We start from the raw sequence: 19,220 nt of genomic DNA, 5'->3' as shown, positions 1-19,220 counted from the left end.
ACGTGACGGTGGTACCCGGTTGTCGACGGTGTTTGCCGTGTTCACGATGGTTCGGCGGGGCTGTTGCCGGAGGGTTGCCGTGACGGTCGACACGGGGTCCGATTTTCGCGGGACTTCGTCGTACCCCTCCGGCAGAGTGTCAGGGGTGACAGCGCATTTGACTCCTGACCGGGCGGCACTCCGTAGCTGGCTGCCCGGTTTCCTCGCGCTCGGCGTGATCTGGGGTTCCAGCTTCCTCTTCATCAAGGTGGGGGTGAGCGAGCTGCACCCGCTGCACCTCACCCTCTACCGGGTCGCGACCGGCGCGGCGACCTTGCTGGTCGTGCTGGCCGTGCTGCGCGACCGGCTGCCCCGGGAGCCCCGGGTCTGGGCGCATCTGTTCGTGGTCGCCGCCTTCGGCGTCGCCCTGCCGTTCACCCTGTTCGGCTTCGGCGAGCAGCGGGTGGAGTCGATGCTCGCCGGCATCTGGAACGCCACCACGCCGCTGATCGTGCTGCCGCTGGCGGTGCTGGTGTTCCGTACCGAGCGGCTGACCGTGCGGCGGGCCGTCGGGCTGGGGCTGGGCTTCGCCGGCGTGCTGGTGGTGCTCGGCGTCTGGGAGGGTGTGGGCGGGTCGCACTTCACCGGCCAGCTCATGTGCCTCGGGGCGGCGGCCTGCTACGGCGTGGCCATCCCGTACCAGAAGAAGTTCATCGCGGGGAGCGCGTACTCCGGTGTGTCGCTGTCGGCGGCGCAGCTGCTGGTCGCGACGGCGCAGCTCGCGGTGGTCGCGCCCCTGGTGGCCGGGGCGCCGCCGGTGCCGGCCGGCCTGTCCGCCCGGGTGGTCGCCAGCGTGCTGGCGCTCGGCGCGCTCGGCACCGGGCTGGCCTTCGTGATCAACCTGCGCAACATCCGGCTCGCCGGGGCGAGCACCGCGTCCACCGTCACGTACCTGATCCCGGTCTTCGCGGTGCTGGTCGGCGCGCTCGTGCTCGGCGAGCGGATGAACTGGCATCAGCCGGTGGGTGCGCTGGTCGTGCTGCTCGGCGTGGCGGTCGCGCAGGGGATGCTGGGCCGGCCCCGGTCGCGCTCGCTGGTCGGCGCCGCGGCCGCGCCGGCCGCCGAGGCCGCCGCTCACCGGTGAGCCGGCGCCCGGGGCCGCCGCTGAGCCGCCCCGGGGGCCGGCAGATCGGCGAGGTGGTGGTGCGGGCACCGAGGATGCCGCTGGGTCGCCGATGCGGGTGGCGTCCGGAAGCGGGGATGCGTCAGCGGCGGGTGTGGGCCCACTTGACCAGGCGGTCCGCCTTCCAGGTGTTGACCACCCGGTTCGGCGGGACGCCGCAGAGGGCCGCGCGCTCGCAGCCGAACCGCTGCCAGTCGAGCTGGCCGGGAGCGTGCGCGTCGGTGTTGACGGCGAACCAGCAGCCGGCCTCCAGGGCGCGGCGGATCAGCCGCTTGGGCGGGTCCTGCCGCTCCGGCCGGGAGTTGATCTCGACGGCGACGCCGTGCTCCGCGCAGGCCGCGAAGACGGCGTCCGCGTCGAAGTCGCTCTCCTTGCGGGTACGCGCCCGGTGCCCCCGGTCGCCCGGCCCGGTCACCCCGGCCGGCCGGGACGACACCATCCGCCCGGTGCAGTGACCGAGGATGTCCAGGTGCGGGTTGGCGATCGCGGTGAGCATCCGCCGGGTCATCTTCGCCCGGTCGTCGTTGAGGCCGCTGTGCACCGAGCCGACCACCACGTCGAGCCGGGCCAGCAGCTCCTCGTCCTGGTCCAGCGACCCGTCCGCGAGGATGTCCACCTCGATGCCGGTGAGGATGCGGAAGCCCTTCGGCAGCGCCTCGTTCACCGCGGCCACGTGGTCGAGCTGCCGGCGCAGCCGCTCGGCGGTGAGCCCCCGGGCCACCGTCAGCCGGGGCGAGTGGTCGGTCAGCACCAGATATTCGTGCCCCAGCTCGACCGCCGCGAGGGCCATCTCCTCGATCGGTGAACCGCCGTCGGACCAGTCGGAGTGGGTGTGGCAGTCGCCGCGCAGCGCGTCCCGCAGCGCGGCGGCGGCCGCGTCCAGGTCGGTCCCCTCGGTGGCGACCAGCCGCCGCAGGTAGACCGGTTCCTCGCCGGCCAGCGACTCGACCACGCAGCGGGCGGTGACGTCGCCGACCCCGCTCAGCTCGGTCAGCTTGCCGCTGCGCGCGCGATCGGCCACCGCGCCGGCGGGCAGGGCACCGAGCGCCTTGGCCGCCGACCGGAACGCCCGGACCCGGTAGGTGGCCTCGTTCGCCCTCTCCAGCAGGAACGCGATCCGGCGCAGGTCGGCGATGGGATCCCGGGCACTCATGTCCTGCAACCTACGCGCCTGCGCCGCCGGTCGCCGGGTGGGTCGCGGAGTGTCGGGAGTGGACGTCGGTCACCCGGCACCGCCGGTCGTGGTGGGCGCCTTCGGGCAGCCGTGCTTGCGCTGCCAGGCGACCACCTCGGCGGCCGGCCCGCGATTGCCCCCCTTCCGCCACGAGTTCAGGTAGGGGGCCGGCCAGATCACGCCCCGCCGGATCCACCAGTCGTCGTGGCCCTGGCACTTCGGCGAGAGGCCGAAGTGCAGGTGGCACACGTTGTTGGCGTTGCCGGTGCGCCCGACCTTGCCGAGGGCCTGGCCGGCGCGGACGCGTACGCCCGGGTCGACGCCGGCGGCGATGGCGCTCAGGTGGGAGCCGTAGTAGCGGACGCCATCGTCGCCGAGCAGCGCGACCGAGAGGCCACCGTTGTACGGCCCGCGCGGGCCCCGCTTGTCGAACCGGTCCACCCGGCTCACCTCGAGGATCACGCCGTCGGTGACCGCGACGACCGGCTCCCCGCAGTCGGCGAAGATGTCCGTCCCCGGGTACGTCGAGTGGGTCGGGTGGTACGCGACGTTGTCCGCGCGGACCGGGAAGACGTGCCGCGGGTCGGAGCGGGTCGGCGTGGCCGACGGGGCGGCCGGCGTGGGAGTGGTCGGCTCGGCAGTGGTCAGCGCGGGGGACGGCGGCGCCGGGGCGGTTGCGCTCGGGCTCTGCCACGCGGTGCCCCCGGCCGGCGTGGGGCGGTCGGCGGGACCGCACCCGGCGACCAGGGCCGGTACGAGCAGCAGCAGGATCGGGTACGCCGGCCCCGGCCGGCGTCCGATCGATCGCGAGCGCATCCGGCCATCCTGACAGAGCACTACGGTAGGAACGAACGGCGAGACCCGGTGCGCGTCCGTGCGGGGGCGAGCGGAGTCACGCCGCCGCACCTGGGTAGGTCTACGGACCGTGAAGGGAGCAGAGGCGATGAACGGGTGGCCCGCCGTATCCGGTCAGCCCGGTCCGGGCCCGGTCCATCCGCCGGCGCGTACCCCGTCGGGGCTCTTCCCCGCCGGGGCGCCGATGCGGCCCACCTGGCGCGAGCCGTACCCGATCACCGGCGGCGGCGTCTCGGTCGGCGCGGTGACCGCCTTCGCCTGGCTGCTCCTGTTCGGCCTGCTCGGCCACGACGTGCCCAGCTACGCGTGGTGGACGCTGGTCGCCGGCGGGCTGGCCTGGCTGGCCGCCGCCGTGCTGGTCCGCTACGGCGACCGCGGGGTGGCGGCCGGGGTGGCGATCGTCACGGCGGGCGGGTGGAGCATCGCGGCGGCCGTCGTCGCGGTCCGCTGGGCGCAGAGCGGGGACTGGCCGCTCTGGTGACCAGCGGTGAACGGTTCGCTGCGCAGCGAAGACCGGCTTGACGTACGCGTGGTGACGGTCCACCCTCGCGGTATGGCCTGGACCACCCCGCCGCGGCTCGACCCGGACCGGAGCCGCCGTCGCCTGCAACTCCTCGCCGAGTTGGCCGGTGCCCGCACGGCACGTCAGCGCGAGCGGCCGCAGCGGGTCCGCACCGAACACCTGCGTCAGCTCATCGCCACCCGCCGGCGCATCGCCGGCTGACCGACTTTCTCCAGGAACGGCCGGCCCTTCGGGGCGTTGACCGGTCGCCTGCCGACCCGACCGGTTAACGTGCACGCGTGACGAGTCGGCGTGCTGCCGAGGCCAATTTGGGGGGACCGTGTCGTACTTCGCTGCTGCCGTGGCACGAGTCGACGGCGGATGGACCGCCGACGAGGTGAACCTGCGGGGTGTCACCGACATCGACGACGTCGCCGAGCGGCTGCGCGACGTCGAGCCGGACGCCGACCTGTCGCTGCTCTTCGTCGAGGCCGACGACACCTACCTGGTCATCCTGCGCCTCGACGAGGGTGAGGACCTGCGCGTCTTCGGCTCCGACTCGGCGTATGCGGAGGAGTCCCGGCTCGGTGCCCTGCTGGTCGGCGACCTGAAGACCTCGGTCACCGGCTTGGAGGACACCGAGGAACCGCGGGCGGCCACCGGCGGCGACGACGAGAACGAGCAGCCGGCGGTCGACCCGGAGGCGGACCCGGTGGGCGACGCGGACCTCCTGGCCGACCTGGGCATCTCGGCACAGAAGTTGCTCTCGCTCTGCGCCCACGAGGGGATGATGCCGGCCGACATCACCGCCGAGATCTGCCAGGTGCTGGGCTGCGCGGACGAGGTCGAGGAGCTGCGTGAGGTCTGAGCCGCCCGAGCCGGTGGTGCCCGGTGCCGCGGAGCCGGCCGACGCCACCGACCCGGCGCTGGAGACCGTACGCCCCGGGCAGCCGACCCCCGGCCGGCTGGGCCGGGTCGGCCCGGGCGCGGACGAGGGGCTGGCCGATCCCGGCGGCGGGGGCCGCCGGCAGCGGCACGAGCTGTGGATGCGCCGGGCGCTGGAGGTCGCGGTGACCGGCCCCGACAGCGGCCCGGCGGAGGGCGCCGACGCCGTGGTCGAGGACGTCCCGGTCGGTGCGGTCGTCTACGGCCCGGACGGCGCCGAACTGGCCGTCGGGCGTAACGAGCGGGAGCTGAGAGGGGATCCGACGGCGCACGCCGAGGTGCTGGCGCTGCGGCGGGCCGCCGAGCGGCTGGGCCGCTGGCGGCTGGAGGGCTGCACCCTGGTGGTGACGCTCGAGCCGTGCACGATGTGCGCGGGCGCTATCTCGCTGGCCCGGATCACGACGGTGGTCTTCGGCGCCTGGGAGCCGAAGACGGGGGCGGTCGGTTCGCTCTGGGACGTGCTGCGCGACCGCCGGCTCACCCACCGCCCGGAGGTGTACGGCGGGGTGCTCGAGGCGGAGAGCGCCGCGCTGCTGCGCGCCTTCTTCCGCTGACCGCCCCGCGCTGCCCCCTGCCCTGCGCTGTCCCCCTGCCCCGACGTCAGGCGGGCACCGGGGCCGGACGGAGGAGGGTCGCGGCGATCGTCCGCGCGGCCTCGGTCCACGCGGTGGGGCGCATCGTCGCCGGGTCGAGCCGGACGATGGCGCGGGTGCCCTCGGCGTGCAGGGTGTGGCCGTCGACCGAGCGGAACTGGAAGGCGTACCGCGCGCTGGTGGTGCCGAAGTGTTCGAGCCAGAAATGCACCGCCACCGGCCCGGTCCCGCTGATCGGGGCCCGGTAGGTGATGGTGAACTCGCGTACCGCGTGGAACACGTCGGGGGAGCTGTGCGGCCCGCCCTGGAAGGACACGCCGTGCTCGGCCCAGTACGGGGTGAGGGCGCGTTCCAGCAGCACCGCGTACCGGGCGTTGTGCAGGATGCCGAGGGCGTCGAGGTCGTCGAAGTGGACCGGGACGTGCTCGACGTGGCCGTACGGCGCGGCGGTGGGGTCGCTCATCAGGGGCCTTCCGGTAGCAGGGTGGGTTCGGGGCACAGGGCCCGCAGGCGGGCCAGCAGGCCCTGGCGGGCGTGCCGGTAGGCGGCGTCCGGGTCCAGCAGCCGGGACCGCATCACGGCGCTGATGCCGAGCGCGTCGATCTCGTAGGCCAGCTGCGGGACGTCGACGTCGGCGGGCAGCTCGCCGAGGTCGACCGCCTCCTGGACGAGGCGTTCGAGGAAGGCGGTCCAGCGGCGGAACGCCTCGGCGATCCGGTCCCGTACCGGGCCGGGGCGGGCGTTGTACTCGAACTCCGTAGTGGCGAAGAAGCAACCACCGGGGAGCACCCGGGCGGCGTAGAACTCGATCCGGGCGTCGTGCAGCGCCCAGATCCGGCGGACGCCCCGGGGGGCACGCAGGGCCGGGGCGATGATCCGCTCCTGCCACTGCACCACCGCCCGGTCGACGGTGGCGAGCTGGAGGGACTCCTTGGAGCGCCAGTGCGCGAACAGGCCGGACTTGCTCACCCCGAGCGTGTCGGCGAGCTGGCCGAGCGAGAGGCCGTCGAGGCCGGCCTCGGTGGCCAGGGACACGGCGGCGTCCAGCACGGCGGTGCGGGTGCGGTCGCCGCGGGCGACCCGGCCGTCGGAGGTCATGCGGTCAGCGTACCGAAAAAAGCACGACCGGTCGTATTTATTTTTGTGAGCTGGAACGCCGCCGCCCCGCCGCCGGAGTCGGCGGGCGGGGCGGCACAGGATTTTGGACCGTCAGGCGATGGCGGTGTCGAGGGCGATCTCGACCATCTGGCTGAAGGTCTGCTCGCGCTCGGCGGAGGTGGTCTTCTCGCCGGTCTTGATGTGGTCGCTCACGGTGAGGATGGTCAGCGCGCGTGCGTTGAACCGGGCCGCGATCGTGTAGAGCGCCGCGGACTCCATCTCCACCGCCAGCACGCCGTAGTCGGCCAGCGTGTCGTAGAGGTCCGGGCGGTCGGTGTAGAAGGCGTCCGCCGCCAGGATCGGGCCCACGTGCATGGTGATGCCGCGCCGCTCGGCCACCTCGACCGAGGTACGCAGCAGCCCGAAGTCGGCGACCGGGGCGTAGTCGATCAGCCCGTCGAAGCGCATCCGGTTCATGTTCGAGTCGGTGGACGAGCCGATGGCGGCGACCACGTCGCGCAGTTGGAGGTCCTCGCGGAGGGCACCGCAGGAGCCGACCCGGATCAGCGTCTTCACGCCGTACTCGTTGATCAGTTCATGGGCGTAGATGGAGGCCGAGGGCATGCCCATGCCGGAGCCCTGGACGGAGACCTCGACGCCGTTCCAGCGGCCGGTGAAGCCCAGCATGCCGCGGACCGTCGTGTAGCAGCGGGGCTCCTCGAGGTAGGTCTCCGCGATCCACTTGGCCCGCAGCGGGTCGCCCGGCATCAGGACCCGCTCGGCGATCTCTCCCGGCTCAGCGCCGATGTGCGTACTCATGGCAAAGATCCTGCCAGGCCGGGCCCGGGGATACCGGTTCGGCGTCCGGACCGGCGGTCCTGTACCCTACTCGGCGGTGGTGTGTCCGAGTGGCCTAAGGAGCACGCCTCGAAAGCGTGTGAGGGTTTACGCCCTCCGCGGGTTCAAATCCCGCCGCCACCGCCAACCGGAAGCCCGGCTGATCAACGATCGGCCGGGCTTTTCCGCTTTGGCTGGCGGTCCGGGTCGGCGCCGGCCGAGCTTGCTCCGGGTCTGCGTCTCCGGCACTGGCCGTTTGGTCGACGGTGATCATTGATCCACTCCATTAGGGTGTCGGCACGTCCATTCTGAGCGGGGGGTTCATTTGCGACGGAAAACTGCCAGCATGTCGGTTATCGCGCTCCTGGCCGGGCTGGCACTCGGTGCCCCCGCCGAGGCGGCGGACCAGGTCCAGACGATCACCCGGGATGGTGTCGTCCTGCAGTACGACCGGGTGGCGACCCCCCCGGTGAAGCTGCGTCCCCGGATGAAGGCGAACTGGGTCACCCGTTCCGACTTCGACGGCGACGGCATCGACGACATCGCGGCCATGGGCGATCCCTTCAACTACACCCTGCCGAAGACGCCGACCGGCGTGGTGACCGTGCGCTATTCGGCCGTGCCGCAGGTCGACTACTTCCTGGGCGTCCTGGGCTCAACCGGCGGCTGCGGCTGCTTCGGCACGGCGCTCGTGGCGGGGGACTTCAACGGCGACCGCTACGACGATCTGGCGATCGGTGACCAGGACGAGGTGGATCCCCGCAACGGGCTCCACGCCGGCGGGGTCTGGGTCATCCCGGGCAGCAGCAGAGGGCTGGTGGTCGACTCGGCGCGCCACTTCAACCAGAGTTCGCCCGGGGTTCCCGACGACGCGGAGGACTACGACTGGTTTGCCGGGGCGCTCGCCGCTGGCGACATCAACGGGGACGGCCGCGACGACCTCGCGATCGGCGCGCACGGAGAGAGCGTCGGCAGCAAGACGGAGGCTGGCGCGGTCACTGTCCTCTTCGGCGGCTCGGCCGGCCTGACGGCCACCGGCGCCCAATACTTCACTCAGGACCAGTCGGCGGTGCCTGGGGTGTCCGAGTCGAATGACCACTTCGGCTACACGCTGGCAATCGGGAAGGTCAACGGTGACCGGTACGCCGACCTGGTCATCGGCGCTCCTCAGGAGGACGACAGCACTGCCTGGAACGGCAGCGGCCTGGTCACCCTCATGTGGGGCTCGGCCACGGGCGTGTCATCCACCGGCGCCACGTCGGTCACCGGTGCTGCGTTGCGCGGGGCGATGGGCCAAGCCGAGAATTACGCCTGGTACCTGGGTGAGGCGCTCGCTATCGGCGACGTGAACGGCGACGGGCTGGGCGAGGTGATCGCCGGGGCGCCCAGCGCCCAGACCCCGGAAATCACGGGCGGCCTCATCGCGGTCTTCACGGGCCGTTCCGGTGGCCTGTCCAGCAGCGCCGTACGGGTCATCACGCAGCGCACCTCCGGCGTACCCGGGGAGCCGGCGGCCGGCGACCGCTTCGGTGCGGCGCTTGCGGCCGGCGACGTGACCGGCGACGGCAAGGCGGACGTGCTGGTCGGTGCGCCGGGCGACCGGGTCGGGACGGCGGCGGAAGCCGGCTCGGTCACCCTGCTCAAGGGTTCCACCGCCGGCCTGACCGGCAGCGGTGCCCAGGCCTTCGACCAGAGCCAATCGGCCGTCCCGAATACGGCCGAGCGCGGGGACAAGTTCGGTGCCTCCGTCGCGCTGCTCAACCTCAACGGCGGGCTGGACGCCGTCGTCGCGGCGCCTGGTGAAGAGGTAGCCGGCGATCTCGCTGGTTACCCGTCCGGGTCGGTAACGCGGTTCTACGGCTCCAAGGGCGGGCTCGTACCGCACCCCGTCACGGTGACCGGGTTGGGCCTGCGCAGTGACCACGTCTGGCCCCAGCGGTACGGCCTGCGTATCGCCGGGCCGCAGAGCGGCGGCCCGCTGTACTGAGCCCGCTCCTGGCGGTCGAAGCGCCCGGGTTCTTCCCGGGCGCTTCGCCGCTCCCTCCGGTCAGCAGGGGCCGTAGCCCTCGTCGAAGAGGCGGCGGGCCCAGTCCGCGTACCCGGCGATGATCTTCCGGACGGCGGTCCGGTCGTGGAGGAAGAGGTACGCCCGGTCGCCGTCGCGGGCGAGCAGCCCGTCGAACCGGTGCGTCCCCTGTGGAGCGGTGAGGTCGACCGCCGACGGGTAGTGGTCGCGCACCTCGCTGACCGGCGTGCCGGCGGTGATGCCCTCGGGCGTGCTCATCGGGTCGTCGAGCCAGAGCAGCACCAGGCGGTCGTCGACGAAGATCGGGCTGACCGACTCGTGTCCGGCCAGCGTCGGCCCGCACGCTTCCACGTCGGTACGCAGCACCCCGCGCCGGGTCAGTTCCTGCTCCGTGACGCCGAACTCCGCGTTGTGCAGCCCGTCGAGCCCGACCACCTCGGCGGCCCCGACGGGGCGGGCGGGCACATCCAGCCCCTGTGGACGGACGCCGCTGCCGGCGATCGAGGCGGCTGCCATCAACGCGGCGATGAATCCGAACTGTCGCAGTCTCATGCACTCCCCCAGTCCCCAACGGGACCGGGGCGCGGAGGTTGCTGGTGCTGCTCGGATTGCCGCAGTTCCCACTCCTCGGCCAGGTCGTCCCAGTAGTCGGCGGACAGGCCGCGCCGGCCGTGCGCCAGCCAGCCGGCCGTGGCGCGCTCCAGGTGCAGGCCCAGCTCGGCGAACGGGTCGATCCAGGGGCCGGGCTCGGCACCCAGCCGGGCGAGCGCCGCGTTGATCGGCCACTGCGCGCGAGGTCCGTCGAGGGTGCCGTCGAAGCACGGGCCCCAGCTGATTGCGCCGCCCAGCCAGACCACCGCCGACTGGTGGCCCAGGCCGCCGGCGAACTCCGCCTCCAGGTACGCCACCGGTCCCTGCCGCGACCACCCCGCCAGCATCTCTGACACGAGCGACGAGAGGACGAGCTGGAACGGCTGCGCCGCGGACGGCTCGTCGGTGCAGAAGTCGGGCAGCTCGCCGGTCAGCTCCGTCACGAGCTGCGGGGTGACCGGCAGCAGCGCGAAGTCCTGGCGGAGCGCGGCGAGGACCGCATGATCCAGGTTGGCGGTCTGCTCGCGGAGCAGCTCGACATCGGCGACGACCGCGCTGAGCTGGTAACTCATCCGATCCTCTCGGCGTCCACAGGCTGTGGATGGAACATGTGTACGACGGTGGTCAGTCTGCCGTGGGCGGCGGGGCGTCGGTCATCGGGAAGGCCATCATCGTGGCGCCCACCCGGACCGTACCGGGGGCGTGCGGAGGTCGGGCCGCGTCGTGCAGTTCGGTCATGATCGCGTGCAGCCTGCGCCGGGCCGCCTCCCACTCCTCCGGGTCGACCCAGAGTTCGGCGTCGATGGTCAGGCCGGCCGCGTCCGGGGCCCGGTGTGCCACCCGGTCCAGCAGGTTGCGGGCCAGCGACTCGGCGAGCAGCGCCTGCCCCTCCCGCTGGTCGGTGAGCCACGGGCCGCGTACCGCGCGGTAGCGGCGCTCCCGGCCGCCGCGCCGGCTGCGGACGTCGGCCAGTTCCACCAGGCCGGCGGCCTCCAGCCGACGCAGGTGCTGGCTGGCCAGGGCGTGCGAGATGGCCAGTTCCCGGGCGAGCGCCGCGGCGGAGAGCGGCGCGCTCCACATCAGCGACAGCATCCGCAGTCGTACCGGGTGGGCCAGCGCGCGCAGGCGCGGATCGGTGCTGCTCACGGCCGCCATTGAACCGCATCAGGTGGCCCGGCCCACCCCCAAGCATTGACTTGGGGGTGGCGGGCGGCCAGGATCGGGCTGCCCGGGGGAGGTGCCATGAGTGAGCGTCAGCGAGCGAATCGGCGGTGCGGGGCGCTGGTGCCGCAGGCCGGCGCCGAGCGCCGCGAGGTGGTGGCATGAGCTGGGGTACGGCAAGGGTCCTGCGCAACCGTCCGGCCGGCCTGTATCTGGGTGCCGTACTGGTCTCCGGGTTCGGCACGGCGGCGATGCTGCTGGTGGCCGCGATCTGGGTGAAGGAGCTGACCGGATCGAGCAGCCTGGCCGGCCTGGTCACCCTCGGCCTCTGGGGGCCCACCCTGGTCGGCCCGCTGATCGGCGTGCTGGTCGACCGGTTCCGCCGCCGGCCCCTGCTGATCGCCCTGCACGTCGCGATGGCGGCGCTGCTGCCGGTGCTGCTGCTGGTGGACTCCGCCGCCCGGGTCTGGCTGATCTTCGTGGTGATGCTCGCGTACGGGGTCAGCTTCGTGCTGATCGACTCCGCCGAGGCGGCACTGGTGCCCGCAGTGGTCCCCGGCGAACTGCTCGGCGACTTCAACGGGCTGCGGATGACCGTCAACGAGGGGATGAAGCTGCTCGCCCCGCTGATCGGCGCGGCCCTGTTCGCCGCGTACGGCGGGCACCCGGTGGTGCTGCTCGACGTGGCCACCTTCGCCCTCGCCGCGCTCGCCCTCACCCTGATCCGGGTACGCGAGGCGCCACCGCCCCCGCCCGAGCGCTGGGGCCGGCAGCTCGCCGACGGGCTGGGGCACCTGCGCCGGCACGGCCCGCTACGGCACCTCGTCGCCTGCGCCGGCGCGACCATGCTGCTGATGGGCATCAACGGCACCGTCGCGTACGCCGTGGTGGACGACGGCCTGCACCGACCGCCGGAGTTCAACGGCGTGCTCGCCATGGTGCAGGGCGTGGGGTCGCTGGTCGGCGGGCTGGCCGCCGGAGCGCTGCTACGCCGCCTCGGTGACCGGCGGCTGACCGCGACGGCGGTCGCGGTGTTCGCCGCCGGCCTGGCGCTGCGCGCCGTGCCCGCCCTCGTCCCGGTGGCCGTCGGCACCCTGGCCGTCGGGGTCGGGGTGCCACTGGTGCTGATCACCGTCTGGACCGCCGTGCAGCGGGAGACCCCGGGCGCGCTGGTCGGCCGGGTCGCCGCCACGGTCAACACGCTCACCTTCGGCCCCGGCACGGTCGCCGTCCTGGCCGCCGCCGGCCTGCTGGTGCTGGTCGACCACCGGGCGATCCTGCTGGGGGCGGCGGCCGGCGCGGTGCTGGTCGCCGGCTGGGCGCTGCGCGGCGGGAGTCACTCGACGCCGCCGATCATGCCCGGTCCGGGTCAGACGCTGGCTTCGGTCCGGCCGGGAGGCCGGGCTTGAGGGGTCTCGACGTCAGGCAGAAAGCCCGGTCACGCGGGGAGTGCGATTGCCTGTCCGGTTTCGCCTCGATAGCGTTGGGTGCCCTGTTGATCATCGGGAAGGAAGTACATGAAACTTCGAGGTGTCCTGTCCGGAATAAGCGCAGCGGCGCTCGCCGTCGCCGCGTCCCTGACGTTCGCGGCCCCGGCCTCCGCCGCCACCTGGGACGAGTGGATGTACACCGATGACGCCAACCCGGGCGGGGTCGTCCGGTTCCGTGCCGATGGCGACGTCGTGCAGCTCTGCGACATCCAGGCGGACGGGTGGAAGGTCTATCTGAGGGTCTACGACTACACCCAGAACCTCTACAAGTACGACCTGGCGGTCGGTGGCAACGGCAACTGCATCGAGACTCGGGCCTCGTTCGGTGGCCCGTACGACCTGCGTGAGGGCAACGTGTTCGAGTTCACCATCTGGATGCAGCAGGCAGGTAACTACCCGTCGTTCCACGACACCGCATACTGGCGGAACGTGAATTGACGGCCGCGCGTGCGAGGCGCTCCCGTACGAATGTCTTGCGGGGGTCGCGGTCCGGTCCATTCTGGTGAGGATTCATGCCACCAGCCTTGGTCGGACGGGCGCAGCCGCTCTGGCGGTGATCGGACCGGGGCGATCGGCGCGCTCGGGGTGACGACGAAGGGCCGGCCCCAGCTGGGGCCGGCCCTTCGTCGATGGCGGAGGATACGAGATTCGAACTCGTGAGGGTGTGAACCCAACACGCTTTCCAAGCGTGCGCCCTAGGCCTCTAGGCGAATCCTCCGCGAGCCAGGATACAGGTCTCCGCCGGGCGGGCCACCCCACCACCCCCTGAAGATCGACCCGGAGTCGGGTACGCTTGGTGGTACCTCCCGTGCGGCGGTATCTCGTGAACCTCCCCAGGGCCGGAAGGCAGCAAGGATAAGCGGGCTCTGCCGGGTGCACGGGAGGCCTTTCTGTCTCCGGGTGCCGGTAACGTCCCTGCGGGTCAGGTCACGGGGTGGTGGTTGGTCACCCGCGCCCGACCGGCGCAGAATGGCTCGGTCGAGAGGAGGCGGGACGGGTGGCATTGGCCCTTTACCGCAAATACCGGCCCCGTACGTTCGCCGAGATCATCGGCCAGGACCACGTCACCGAGCCGCTGTCGCAGGCGCTGCGCAGCGGGCGGCTGAACCACGCGTACCTCTTCTCCGGCCCCCGGGGCTGCGGCAAGACCTCCAGCGCCCGGATCCTGGCCCGCTCGCTCAATTGTGAGCAGGGCCCCACGCCCGAGCCCTGCGGCCAGTGTGAGTCCTGTCGCTCGCTGGCCACCGACGGCGCCGGCTCGATCGACGTCATCGAGATCGACGCGGCCAGCCACGGTGGCGTTGACGACGCCCGCGAGCTGCGGGAGAAGGCGTTCTTCGCCCCGGCCCGCAGCCGCTTCAAGATCTATGTCATCGACGAGGCGCACATGGTCTCGTCGGCGGGCTTCAATGCCCTGCTCAAGCTGGTCGAGGAGCCCCCGGAGTACGTCAAGTTCATCTTCGCCACGACCGAGCCGGAGAAGGTCCTCGGCACCATCAAGTCGCGGACCCACCACTACCCGTTCCGGCTGATCCCGCCGAAGGTGCTGCGCCCCTACCTGGAGCAGCTGACCGAGGCCGAGGGGGTCAAGGTCGAGCCGGCGGTCTTCCCGCTGGTGGTGCGCGCCGGTGGCGGCAGCGCCCGGGACAGCCTCTCCGTGCTCGACCAGCTCATCGCGGGCGCCGGCCCGGAGGGGGTCAGCTACGCCCGGGCGGCCGCGCTGCTCGGCGTCACCGACTCCGCGTTGATCGACGAGATGTGCGACGCGCTCGCCGCCGGCGACGGCGCCGCCGCGTACGCCACCGTCGACCGGGTCGCGGAGGCCGGCCACGACCCGCGCCGGTTCGCCTCTGACCTGCTGGAACGGCTGCGCGACCTGATCGTCATGCAGCAGGTGCCGGACGCCGCCGCCAAGGGCCTGATCGACGGCCCCTCGGATCAGATCGAGCGGATGGCCGCCCAGGCCCAGCGGCTCGGCCCGGCGACCCTGTCCCGGTGCGCCGACATCGTGCACAACGGCCTGGTCGAGATGCGCGGCACCACCGCGCCCCGGCTGGTGCTGGAGCTGATCTGTGCCCGGATGCTGCTGCCCGGCGTGGACGACTCCACCGGTGGCCTGCTCCAGCGCCTGGAGCGGATGGAGCGGCGGCTCACCCTGGGTGGCGCTGAGCTGCCGCCGGCCGCCGCCGGCCCCGCGCCGGTCGCCCCCGCTCCCGAGGTACGCCCCGAGCCTCCCGCCCCGGCCGCAGCTGCCGCCGCGCCCGACCCGGAGACCGCCGGCCCGCCGGCGGCTGCCGGCGCCCCGTCCGGGGTGGCGGCCGCGCGGGCCGCTGCCGCGGCCGCCGGTACCCGGCCCGCGACCGTTCCGGGCGCGACCGACCCGGCTGCCGGCACCCCGACGGCCCCCGCCGCCGGCGGCCCGTCATCCGGCGGCTCGGCCTCGGGTGCTCCGGCGTCCGGAGGCTCCGCCCGACGTCCGGTGCCGACCGCGGCGGTGATGCCCGACCCGGCCACCCCCGAGCCGCCGCGCCCCGGCTCCGCCCCGGCCGGCGCGCTGGACGCCGTCGCCGTACGCCGGGTCTGGCCCGAGGTGGTCGGCAAGGTCAACCGGACCAACAAGCGGATCGCGGCCCTGATGCGCGATGCAGTGGTCCGCGAGCTGGACGGCGACACGCTGGTGCTGACGGTGAAGTCGACGGTGCTGGCCAGGATGATGGCCGACCACGCCGCGGTGCTCACCGACGCGCTCTACGAGGAGCTGGGTGGTCGCTGGCAGATCCGCTGCGAGGTGGCCGGTGAGCGGGGCGCCGCCTCGCTCGGTGGCCCGGCGCGTCCCGCCGCCACCCGACCGGCGCCCGACGGTCCGGCCGGTGCTCAGGCAAGCCGGTCCGGCGGCTCGGCGAGTCCGGGCGGTGGTCCGACGGCTCGGTCCGCCGGTCCGGCGGGTCCGGGTGCCCCGACCGCTGCCGGTCCGTCCGGCGGCGTTCAGAGTGCCGGCGACGCCCCGGCGGGCGGTGCGCGCAACGGAGCCGGTGCCGCCCCGGCCGGAGCGGCCCGCGAGACGGGCGCCCGGGCGGGCGACGTGACCGAGGCGGGCGGTGACGACGAGGACTGGCCCGAGCCGGCCCGGCCGGGCGGCGCCGAGGAGGACTGGCCGGAGGCCGCCCGCCCCGGCGGTGCCGCGACCGCCGCCGGTGCGGACGACTGGCCCGAGCCGACCCGGCCGGGGGGCGCCACGAGCACGGTGCCGGCGGCTTCCGCCGTACCCAGGCCGGCCGGTCCGCCGCCGGCGCCGCCGCAGCCCGCGGCGGGTGCGGCCGGCGGCGCGCCGGCGAGCAGCGCGATCGCGGCGGCCCGGGCGGCTGCGGCGGCCGCGGCGGGTGGTGGGCCGGGGAAGGGACCGCGTGCGGCGCAGGCGGCCCCGAAGACCGCGGATGCCGACTGGGCGGGGGAGCCGCCCTACGACCCGGACTACGACGGGCCGGCGGGTGTGCGCGCATCGACCGCCGCCCCCGTATACGAGGGCTTCGATCCCGGCGACGAGCCGTTGGACGACGTGATCGACGAGCGGACCGCCCGGCAGTCCAGCGAGGAGCAGGCGGTGCAGCTGCTCCGGGAGGCGTTCGGCGCCGAGAAGATCGACGAGGTGGACGCGCGCTGAGCGCGGGTCGACCGCCGAGGAGCAGTGCCGTCGCCCGACTAGGCTGGGCGCGGCCGAACAGACGAGTGCGAGAAGGAGCCATCCGTGCGCCCAGGTGGACAGCCGAACATGCAGCAGATGCTGAAGCAGGCGCAGAAGATGCAGCAGCAGATCGCCAAGGCTCAGGCCGAGCTGGCCGAGGCGGAGCTGACCGGCACCGCGGGCGGTGGCCTGGTCACGGCCACCGTCGCCGGCACCGGTGAGCTGAAGGCGATCAAGATCGATCCCAAGGCGGTCGACCCGGAGGACGTGGAGACGCTGGAGGACCTGGTCGTCGCCGCGGTGCACAACGCCGCCGAGGCGGCCCGGGAGCTGACCGAGCAGAAGATGGGCCCGGTCGCGGGCGGGATGGGCGGCCTCGGCCTGCCCGGGTTCTGAGCCGGCAGATGTACGAGGGTGCCATCCAGGACCTGATCGACGAGCTGGGCCGGCTGCCGGGCGTGGGCCCGAAGAGCGCCCAGCGGATCGCGTTCCACGTCCTGTCGGCGGATCCGGCCGACGTCAACCGGCTGGCTGGTGCGCTGCGCAAGGTCAAGGAGCTCGTGCGGTTCTGCACCACCTGCTTCAACGTGGCCGAGTCGGAGCAGTGCCGGATCTGCCGGGACCCGCGGCGTACCGATGAGGTGCTCTGCGTGGTGGAGGAGCCGAAGGACGTGGTGGCGATCGAGCGGACCGGCGAGTTCCGGGGCCGCTACCACGTGCTGGGCGGGGCGATCAACCCGCTGGAGGGGATCGGCCCGGACAACCTGCGGATCCGCGAGCTGATGACCCGGCTGGGCGGGGGCGCGGTCCGCGAGTTGATCCTCGCCACCGACCCGAACACCGAGGGCGAGGCGACCGCGACGTACCTGGCGCTGATGGTCAAGCCGATGGGCATCGCGGTGACCCGGCTGGCGAGCGGCCTGCCGGTCGGCGGCGACCTGGAGTACGCCGACGAGATCACCCTCGGCCGGGCGTTCGAGGGGCGTCGGGCGATCTGAGCGCCCGCTCCGGGCACGGGGGTGGTGGCGGGCGCCTGCCCGGCCGGCGCCACGCCTCCGGCCCCGCCCCGCTCGGGCCGCTGACCCGCTTGACGGCACCGATGGTGCCGTAACCGGAATGTGGGATGAGTGCCGTTCGGCACATCGTTGGCCGGCCGGGGCGATTTGCGGGGATGCGCCCGATCCCACCATCTGCTCACGACTGTGACAGTCCTGTTTGTCGCGAGATAGGTCTCTGTCAGACCGGCGGCTTGGTGTCGGCTTGATAGAGATTGCCTAACGGGCGTTCCGCTTCTGTGTGTCGTGTCATAGCCTCCCGCACACGGACTGAGCCACAACTTCGGCGTGGACAGGCGCATGACAGAGGTGAGAGATGCAGGCGAGCAGGCGTAAAGCGGCCGTGGCCCTCGCGGCCGCAGCCGCTCTGGCGGTCGGGGCGTCCGGCTGCGCCAAGAGCGAGCGCGACGGTGAGAGCGGTGGGGCCAAGACCGGCGGCACCTTCGTCTTCGCGGGTGCCGGTGACCCGAAGAACTTCGACCCGATCTTCAACGACGACGGCGAGTCCTTCCGTCCTATCCGGCAGATGTTCGACACCCTGGTCACGCACAAGCCGGGCACGGCGGACCTGGTGGGCGGCCTGGCGGAGAGCTGGGAGCACGACGCCGAGGGCAAGGTCTGGACCTTCAACCTGCGCAAGGGCGTGAAGTTCCACGACGGCACCGCCTTCAACGCCGCCGCGGTCTGCTTCAACTTCGACCGCTGGTACAACATGAAGGGCGCCGCGGCCCAGGCGAACATGATCTACTACATGGACGTCTTCGGCGGTTTCGCCAACAACGAGGTTGAGGGCGCCGGCAAGGCGCTCTACAACAAGTGCGAGGCCAAGGACGACAACACCGCCGTCCTCACCCTCAACCAGTACAAGGGTGCCTTCCCCGGTGCCTTCGCGCTGACCTCGCTGTCGATCGCCAGCCCGGACGCGCTGAAGAAGTACGACGCCGACACGGTCAAGCAGAACGGCGACTCCTTCGAGTACGGCGCGTTCGCCAACGAGCACCCGGTCGGCACCGGCCCGTTCACCTTCGGCGGCTGGGACAAGGCCAAGGGTGAGATCACCCTGAACCGGAACCCCGACTACTTCGGCGACAAGGCCAAGGTCGACAAGCTGATCATCAAGGTCATCAAGGACGAGAACACCCGTAAGCAGGAGCTGCGGGCCGGCACCGTCCAGGGCATCGACTTCCCGGCCCCGGCCGACCGTAAGGCGCTGGAGGGTGAGGGCTTCAACGTCATCAACCGCCCGGCGTTCAACATCCTCTACCTGGGCATCAACCAGAAGAACCCGAAGCTGAAGGACCTGCGGGTGCGTCAGGCGATCGCCTACGCCCTCAACCGTCAGCAGCTCGTCCAGACCAAGGGCCCGGGTGGCACCAAGGTCGCCGACGAGTTCATGCCGGACACCGTGCTCGGCTACGCGCCGGACGTACAGAAGTACGACTACAACCCGGAGAAGGCCAAGCAGCTCCTCAAGGAGGCGGGCGCCGAGGGTCTGACGCTCAACTTCTTCTACCCGACCGACGTCTCGCGGCCGTACATGCCGAACCCGCAGGAGATCTTCACCGTCCTCGCCAACGACCTGCAGGCCGTCGGCATCAAGGTCAACGGTGTGCCGCGCCCGTGGAACGGTGGCTTCAAGGACGACGTGCAGACCTTCGGCAAGCAGGACCTGCACATCCTCGGCTGGACCGGTGACTACAACGACCCGGGCAACTTCGTCGGGACGTTCTTCGGCCGCGGCAAGGTCGAGTTCGGCGACCAGGCGATGACCGAGATGTTCGACGCCATCACCAAGGCCGACGGCACGGTCGACGAGGCCGGCAAGAAGGCCGCCTGGGAGCAGGTCAACCGTGACATCGCCGCCAAGTGGCTGCCGGCCGTGCCGGTCTGGCACGCCCCGCCGGCCATCGTGGTCACCAAGGACGTCAAGGGCATGGTGGCCAGCCCGCTGACCGACGAGCGGTTCAACAGCGTCAGCGTCGGCTGACACCGCCACTGACGCCGTACGCGGAATCGGCCCGGGCCGGGTTTCCCCGGCCCGGGCCGACC

At 72.6% G+C, this 19,220-nt stretch carries 20 protein-coding genes, 2 tRNA genes and 1 other RNA gene; 14 read left to right on the top strand and 9 right to left on the bottom strand.

What is annotated here, in order from left to right; translation table 11 throughout:
• Nucleotides 1-145 precede the first annotated feature (145 nt).
• The gene (locus ACFYML_RS03200) at nucleotides 146-1,123 is read left to right on the top strand and encodes a DMT family transporter (protein ID WP_387418996.1); all 978 of its coding nucleotides are present in this window, start codon (nucleotides 146-148) and stop codon (nucleotides 1,121-1,123) included.
• A 121-nt stretch (nucleotides 1,124-1,244) separates the two neighbouring features.
• Here the strand turns inward: ACFYML_RS03200 and ACFYML_RS03195 are convergent, their stop codons facing one another.
• Together ACFYML_RS03195 and ACFYML_RS03190 are read right to left on the bottom strand one after the other, a co-directional pair.
• Nucleotides 1,245-2,315 carry a PHP domain-containing protein gene (locus tag ACFYML_RS03195; protein WP_387418995.1) on the bottom strand — a complete coding sequence of 357 codons (1,071 nt, stop codon included), beginning with the start codon at nucleotides 2,313-2,315 and terminating at the stop codon, nucleotides 1,245-1,247.
• 69 nt (nucleotides 2,316-2,384) lie between these two features.
• Entirely contained in the window at nucleotides 2,385-3,152 is a 768-nt protein-coding gene (locus ACFYML_RS03190) for a M23 family metallopeptidase (protein WP_387418994.1), read from the bottom strand.
• Nucleotides 3,153-3,375: 223 nt separating this feature from the next.
• On the opposite strand from ACFYML_RS03190, the gene ACFYML_RS03185 reads away from it, so the two are divergent.
• The 4 genes from ACFYML_RS03185 (at nucleotide 3,376) to ACFYML_RS03170 (ending at nucleotide 5,192) form a co-directional block, all read left to right on the top strand.
• On the top strand, nucleotides 3,376-3,672 hold the full coding sequence (locus ACFYML_RS03185; RefSeq protein WP_387419027.1) for a hypothetical protein: 297 nt from the start codon (nucleotides 3,376-3,378) through the stop codon (nucleotides 3,670-3,672).
• A gap of 72 nt (nucleotides 3,673-3,744) precedes the next feature.
• Complete coding sequence (locus ACFYML_RS03180) at nucleotides 3,745-3,915, top strand: hypothetical protein (protein WP_357439310.1); 171 nt, start codon at nucleotides 3,745-3,747, stop codon at nucleotides 3,913-3,915.
• Between the two features lie 118 nt (nucleotides 3,916-4,033).
• Nucleotides 4,034-4,561: a tRNA adenosine deaminase-associated protein gene (locus ACFYML_RS03175; RefSeq protein ID WP_357439312.1), complete on the top strand. Its 528-nt coding sequence runs from the start codon at nucleotides 4,034-4,036 to the stop codon at nucleotides 4,559-4,561.
• 178 nt (nucleotides 4,562-4,739) lie between these two features.
• On the top strand, nucleotides 4,740-5,192 hold the full coding sequence (locus tag ACFYML_RS03170) for a nucleoside deaminase (protein ID WP_387419026.1): 453 nt from the start codon (nucleotides 4,740-4,742) through the stop codon (nucleotides 5,190-5,192).
• A gap of 46 nt (nucleotides 5,193-5,238) precedes the next feature.
• On the opposite strand, the gene ACFYML_RS03165 is transcribed toward ACFYML_RS03170, so the two are convergent.
• From ACFYML_RS03165 to deoD, 3 genes are all read right to left on the bottom strand, one after another.
• Nucleotides 5,239-5,694: an acyl-CoA thioesterase gene (locus tag ACFYML_RS03165; protein WP_387418993.1), complete on the bottom strand. Its 456-nt coding sequence runs from the start codon at nucleotides 5,692-5,694 to the stop codon at nucleotides 5,239-5,241.
• Entirely contained in the window at nucleotides 5,694-6,329 is a 636-nt protein-coding gene (locus ACFYML_RS03160; protein WP_387418992.1) for a TetR/AcrR family transcriptional regulator, read from the bottom strand. Before ACFYML_RS03160 ends, ACFYML_RS03165 begins: the two co-directional genes overlap by 1 nt.
• Before the next feature lie 111 nt (nucleotides 6,330-6,440).
• Nucleotides 6,441-7,148 carry a purine-nucleoside phosphorylase gene (gene deoD, locus ACFYML_RS03155; protein ID WP_387418991.1) on the bottom strand — a complete coding sequence of 236 codons (708 nt, stop codon included), beginning with the start codon at nucleotides 7,146-7,148 and terminating at the stop codon, nucleotides 6,441-6,443.
• A 75-nt stretch (nucleotides 7,149-7,223) separates the two neighbouring features.
• On the opposite strand from deoD, the gene ACFYML_RS03150 reads away from it, so the two are divergent.
• Both ACFYML_RS03150 and ACFYML_RS03145 read left to right on the top strand, forming a co-directional pair.
• Nucleotides 7,224-7,313, top strand: a tRNA-Ser gene (locus tag ACFYML_RS03150).
• Between the two features lie 199 nt (nucleotides 7,314-7,512).
• A complete protein-coding gene (locus ACFYML_RS03145) occupies nucleotides 7,513-9,153 on the top strand; it encodes a hypothetical protein (protein WP_387418990.1) in 1,641 nt (546 codons plus the stop codon).
• Between the two features lie 60 nt (nucleotides 9,154-9,213).
• Here the strand turns inward: ACFYML_RS03145 and ACFYML_RS03140 are convergent, their stop codons facing one another.
• The 3 genes from ACFYML_RS03140 to ACFYML_RS03130 are packed head-to-tail and all read right to left on the bottom strand — an operon-like array spanning nucleotide 9,214 to nucleotide 10,929.
• Nucleotides 9,214-9,708 carry a hypothetical protein gene (locus ACFYML_RS03140; protein WP_387419025.1) on the bottom strand — a complete coding sequence of 165 codons (495 nt, stop codon included), beginning with the start codon at nucleotides 9,706-9,708 and terminating at the stop codon, nucleotides 9,214-9,216.
• 32 nt (nucleotides 9,709-9,740) lie between these two features.
• Nucleotides 9,741-10,355, bottom strand: coding sequence for a hypothetical protein (locus tag ACFYML_RS03135; protein ID WP_387418989.1), 615 nt, complete (start codon nucleotides 10,353-10,355; stop codon nucleotides 9,741-9,743).
• Between the two features lie 52 nt (nucleotides 10,356-10,407).
• Nucleotides 10,408-10,929, bottom strand: coding sequence for a helix-turn-helix domain-containing protein (locus ACFYML_RS03130; protein ID WP_387418987.1), 522 nt, complete (start codon nucleotides 10,927-10,929; stop codon nucleotides 10,408-10,410).
• Nucleotides 10,930-11,105: 176 nt separating this feature from the next.
• On the opposite strand from ACFYML_RS03130, the gene ACFYML_RS03125 reads away from it, so the two are divergent.
• Together ACFYML_RS03125 and ACFYML_RS03120 are read left to right on the top strand one after the other, a co-directional pair.
• Nucleotides 11,106-12,353, top strand: a complete 1,248-nt coding sequence (locus ACFYML_RS03125) for an MFS transporter (RefSeq protein WP_387418986.1) — start codon at nucleotides 11,106-11,108, stop codon at nucleotides 12,351-12,353.
• A gap of 108 nt (nucleotides 12,354-12,461) precedes the next feature.
• Entirely contained in the window at nucleotides 12,462-12,872 is a 411-nt protein-coding gene (locus ACFYML_RS03120; protein WP_387418985.1) for a hypothetical protein, read from the top strand.
• 192 nt (nucleotides 12,873-13,064) lie between these two features.
• On the opposite strand, the gene ACFYML_RS03115 is transcribed toward ACFYML_RS03120, so the two are convergent.
• Nucleotides 13,065-13,152: transfer RNA gene (locus ACFYML_RS03115), tRNA-Ser, on the bottom strand.
• Nucleotides 13,153-13,234: 82 nt separating this feature from the next.
• Between ACFYML_RS03115 and ffs the strand changes: the two genes are divergently transcribed.
• The 5 genes from ffs (at nucleotide 13,235) to ACFYML_RS03090 (ending at nucleotide 19,158) form a co-directional block, all read left to right on the top strand.
• An RNA gene (ffs, locus tag ACFYML_RS03110) (signal recognition particle sRNA small type) lies at nucleotides 13,235-13,324 on the top strand.
• A gap of 107 nt (nucleotides 13,325-13,431) precedes the next feature.
• The gene (locus ACFYML_RS03105) at nucleotides 13,432-16,095 is read left to right on the top strand and encodes a DNA polymerase III subunit gamma and tau (RefSeq protein WP_387418984.1); all 2,664 of its coding nucleotides are present in this window, start codon (nucleotides 13,432-13,434) and stop codon (nucleotides 16,093-16,095) included.
• A 108-nt stretch (nucleotides 16,096-16,203) separates the two neighbouring features.
• A complete protein-coding gene (locus tag ACFYML_RS03100) occupies nucleotides 16,204-16,512 on the top strand; it encodes a YbaB/EbfC family nucleoid-associated protein (RefSeq protein ID WP_018786541.1) in 309 nt (102 codons plus the stop codon).
• An 8-nt stretch (nucleotides 16,513-16,520) separates the two neighbouring features.
• Nucleotides 16,521-17,114, top strand: a complete 594-nt coding sequence (recR, locus tag ACFYML_RS03095) for a recombination mediator RecR (protein WP_089004880.1) — start codon at nucleotides 16,521-16,523, stop codon at nucleotides 17,112-17,114.
• Nucleotides 17,115-17,487: 373 nt separating this feature from the next.
• Nucleotides 17,488-19,158: an ABC transporter substrate-binding protein gene (locus ACFYML_RS03090; RefSeq protein ID WP_387418983.1), complete on the top strand. Its 1,671-nt coding sequence runs from the start codon at nucleotides 17,488-17,490 to the stop codon at nucleotides 19,156-19,158.
• The last annotated feature ends 62 nt before the right edge of the window (nucleotides 19,159-19,220 follow it).

The sequence above is a fragment of the Micromonospora sp. NPDC007230 genome (assembly GCF_042869115.1).
GTDB lineage: Bacteria > Actinomycetota > Actinomycetes > Mycobacteriales > Micromonosporaceae > Micromonospora.
This window is presented reverse-complemented; position numbering and strand designations above follow the sequence as displayed.

Bases quoted from the DNA above. Each gene is read 5' to 3' on its own strand.
- ACFYML_RS03195 (WP_387418995.1), bottom strand. From the start codon at position 2,315: ATGAGTGCCCGGGATCCCATCGCCGACCTGCGCCGGATCGCGTTCCTG.
- ACFYML_RS03190 (WP_387418994.1), bottom strand. From the start codon at position 3,152: ATGCGCTCGCGATCGATCGGACGCCGGCCGGGGCCGGCGTACCCGATC.
- ACFYML_RS03185 (WP_387419027.1), top strand. From the start codon at position 3,376: ATGCGGCCCACCTGGCGCGAGCCGTACCCGATCACCGGCGGCGGCGTC.
- ACFYML_RS03180 (WP_357439310.1), top strand. From the start codon at position 3,745: ATGGCCTGGACCACCCCGCCGCGGCTCGACCCGGACCGGAGCCGCCGT.
- ACFYML_RS03170 (WP_387419026.1), top strand. From the start codon at position 4,740: ATGCGCCGGGCGCTGGAGGTCGCGGTGACCGGCCCCGACAGCGGCCCG.
- ACFYML_RS03165 (WP_387418993.1), bottom strand. From the start codon at position 5,694: ATGAGCGACCCCACCGCCGCGCCGTACGGCCACGTCGAGCACGTCCCG.
- ACFYML_RS03160 (WP_387418992.1), bottom strand. From the start codon at position 6,329: ATGACCTCCGACGGCCGGGTCGCCCGCGGCGACCGCACCCGCACCGCC.
- deoD (WP_387418991.1), bottom strand. From the start codon at position 7,148: ATGAGTACGCACATCGGCGCTGAGCCGGGAGAGATCGCCGAGCGGGTC.
- ACFYML_RS03145 (WP_387418990.1), top strand. From the start codon at position 7,513: ATGTCGGTTATCGCGCTCCTGGCCGGGCTGGCACTCGGTGCCCCCGCC.
- ACFYML_RS03140 (WP_387419025.1), bottom strand. From the start codon at position 9,708: ATGGCAGCCGCCTCGATCGCCGGCAGCGGCGTCCGTCCACAGGGGCTG.
- ACFYML_RS03135 (WP_387418989.1), bottom strand. From the start codon at position 10,355: ATGAGTTACCAGCTCAGCGCGGTCGTCGCCGATGTCGAGCTGCTCCGC.
- ACFYML_RS03125 (WP_387418986.1), top strand. From the start codon at position 11,106: ATGAGCTGGGGTACGGCAAGGGTCCTGCGCAACCGTCCGGCCGGCCTG.
- ACFYML_RS03120 (WP_387418985.1), top strand. From the start codon at position 12,462: ATGAAACTTCGAGGTGTCCTGTCCGGAATAAGCGCAGCGGCGCTCGCC.
- ACFYML_RS03100 (WP_018786541.1), top strand. From the start codon at position 16,204: ATGCAGCAGATGCTGAAGCAGGCGCAGAAGATGCAGCAGCAGATCGCC.
- recR (WP_089004880.1), top strand. From the start codon at position 16,521: ATGTACGAGGGTGCCATCCAGGACCTGATCGACGAGCTGGGCCGGCTG.
- ACFYML_RS03090 (WP_387418983.1), top strand. From the start codon at position 17,488: ATGCAGGCGAGCAGGCGTAAAGCGGCCGTGGCCCTCGCGGCCGCAGCC.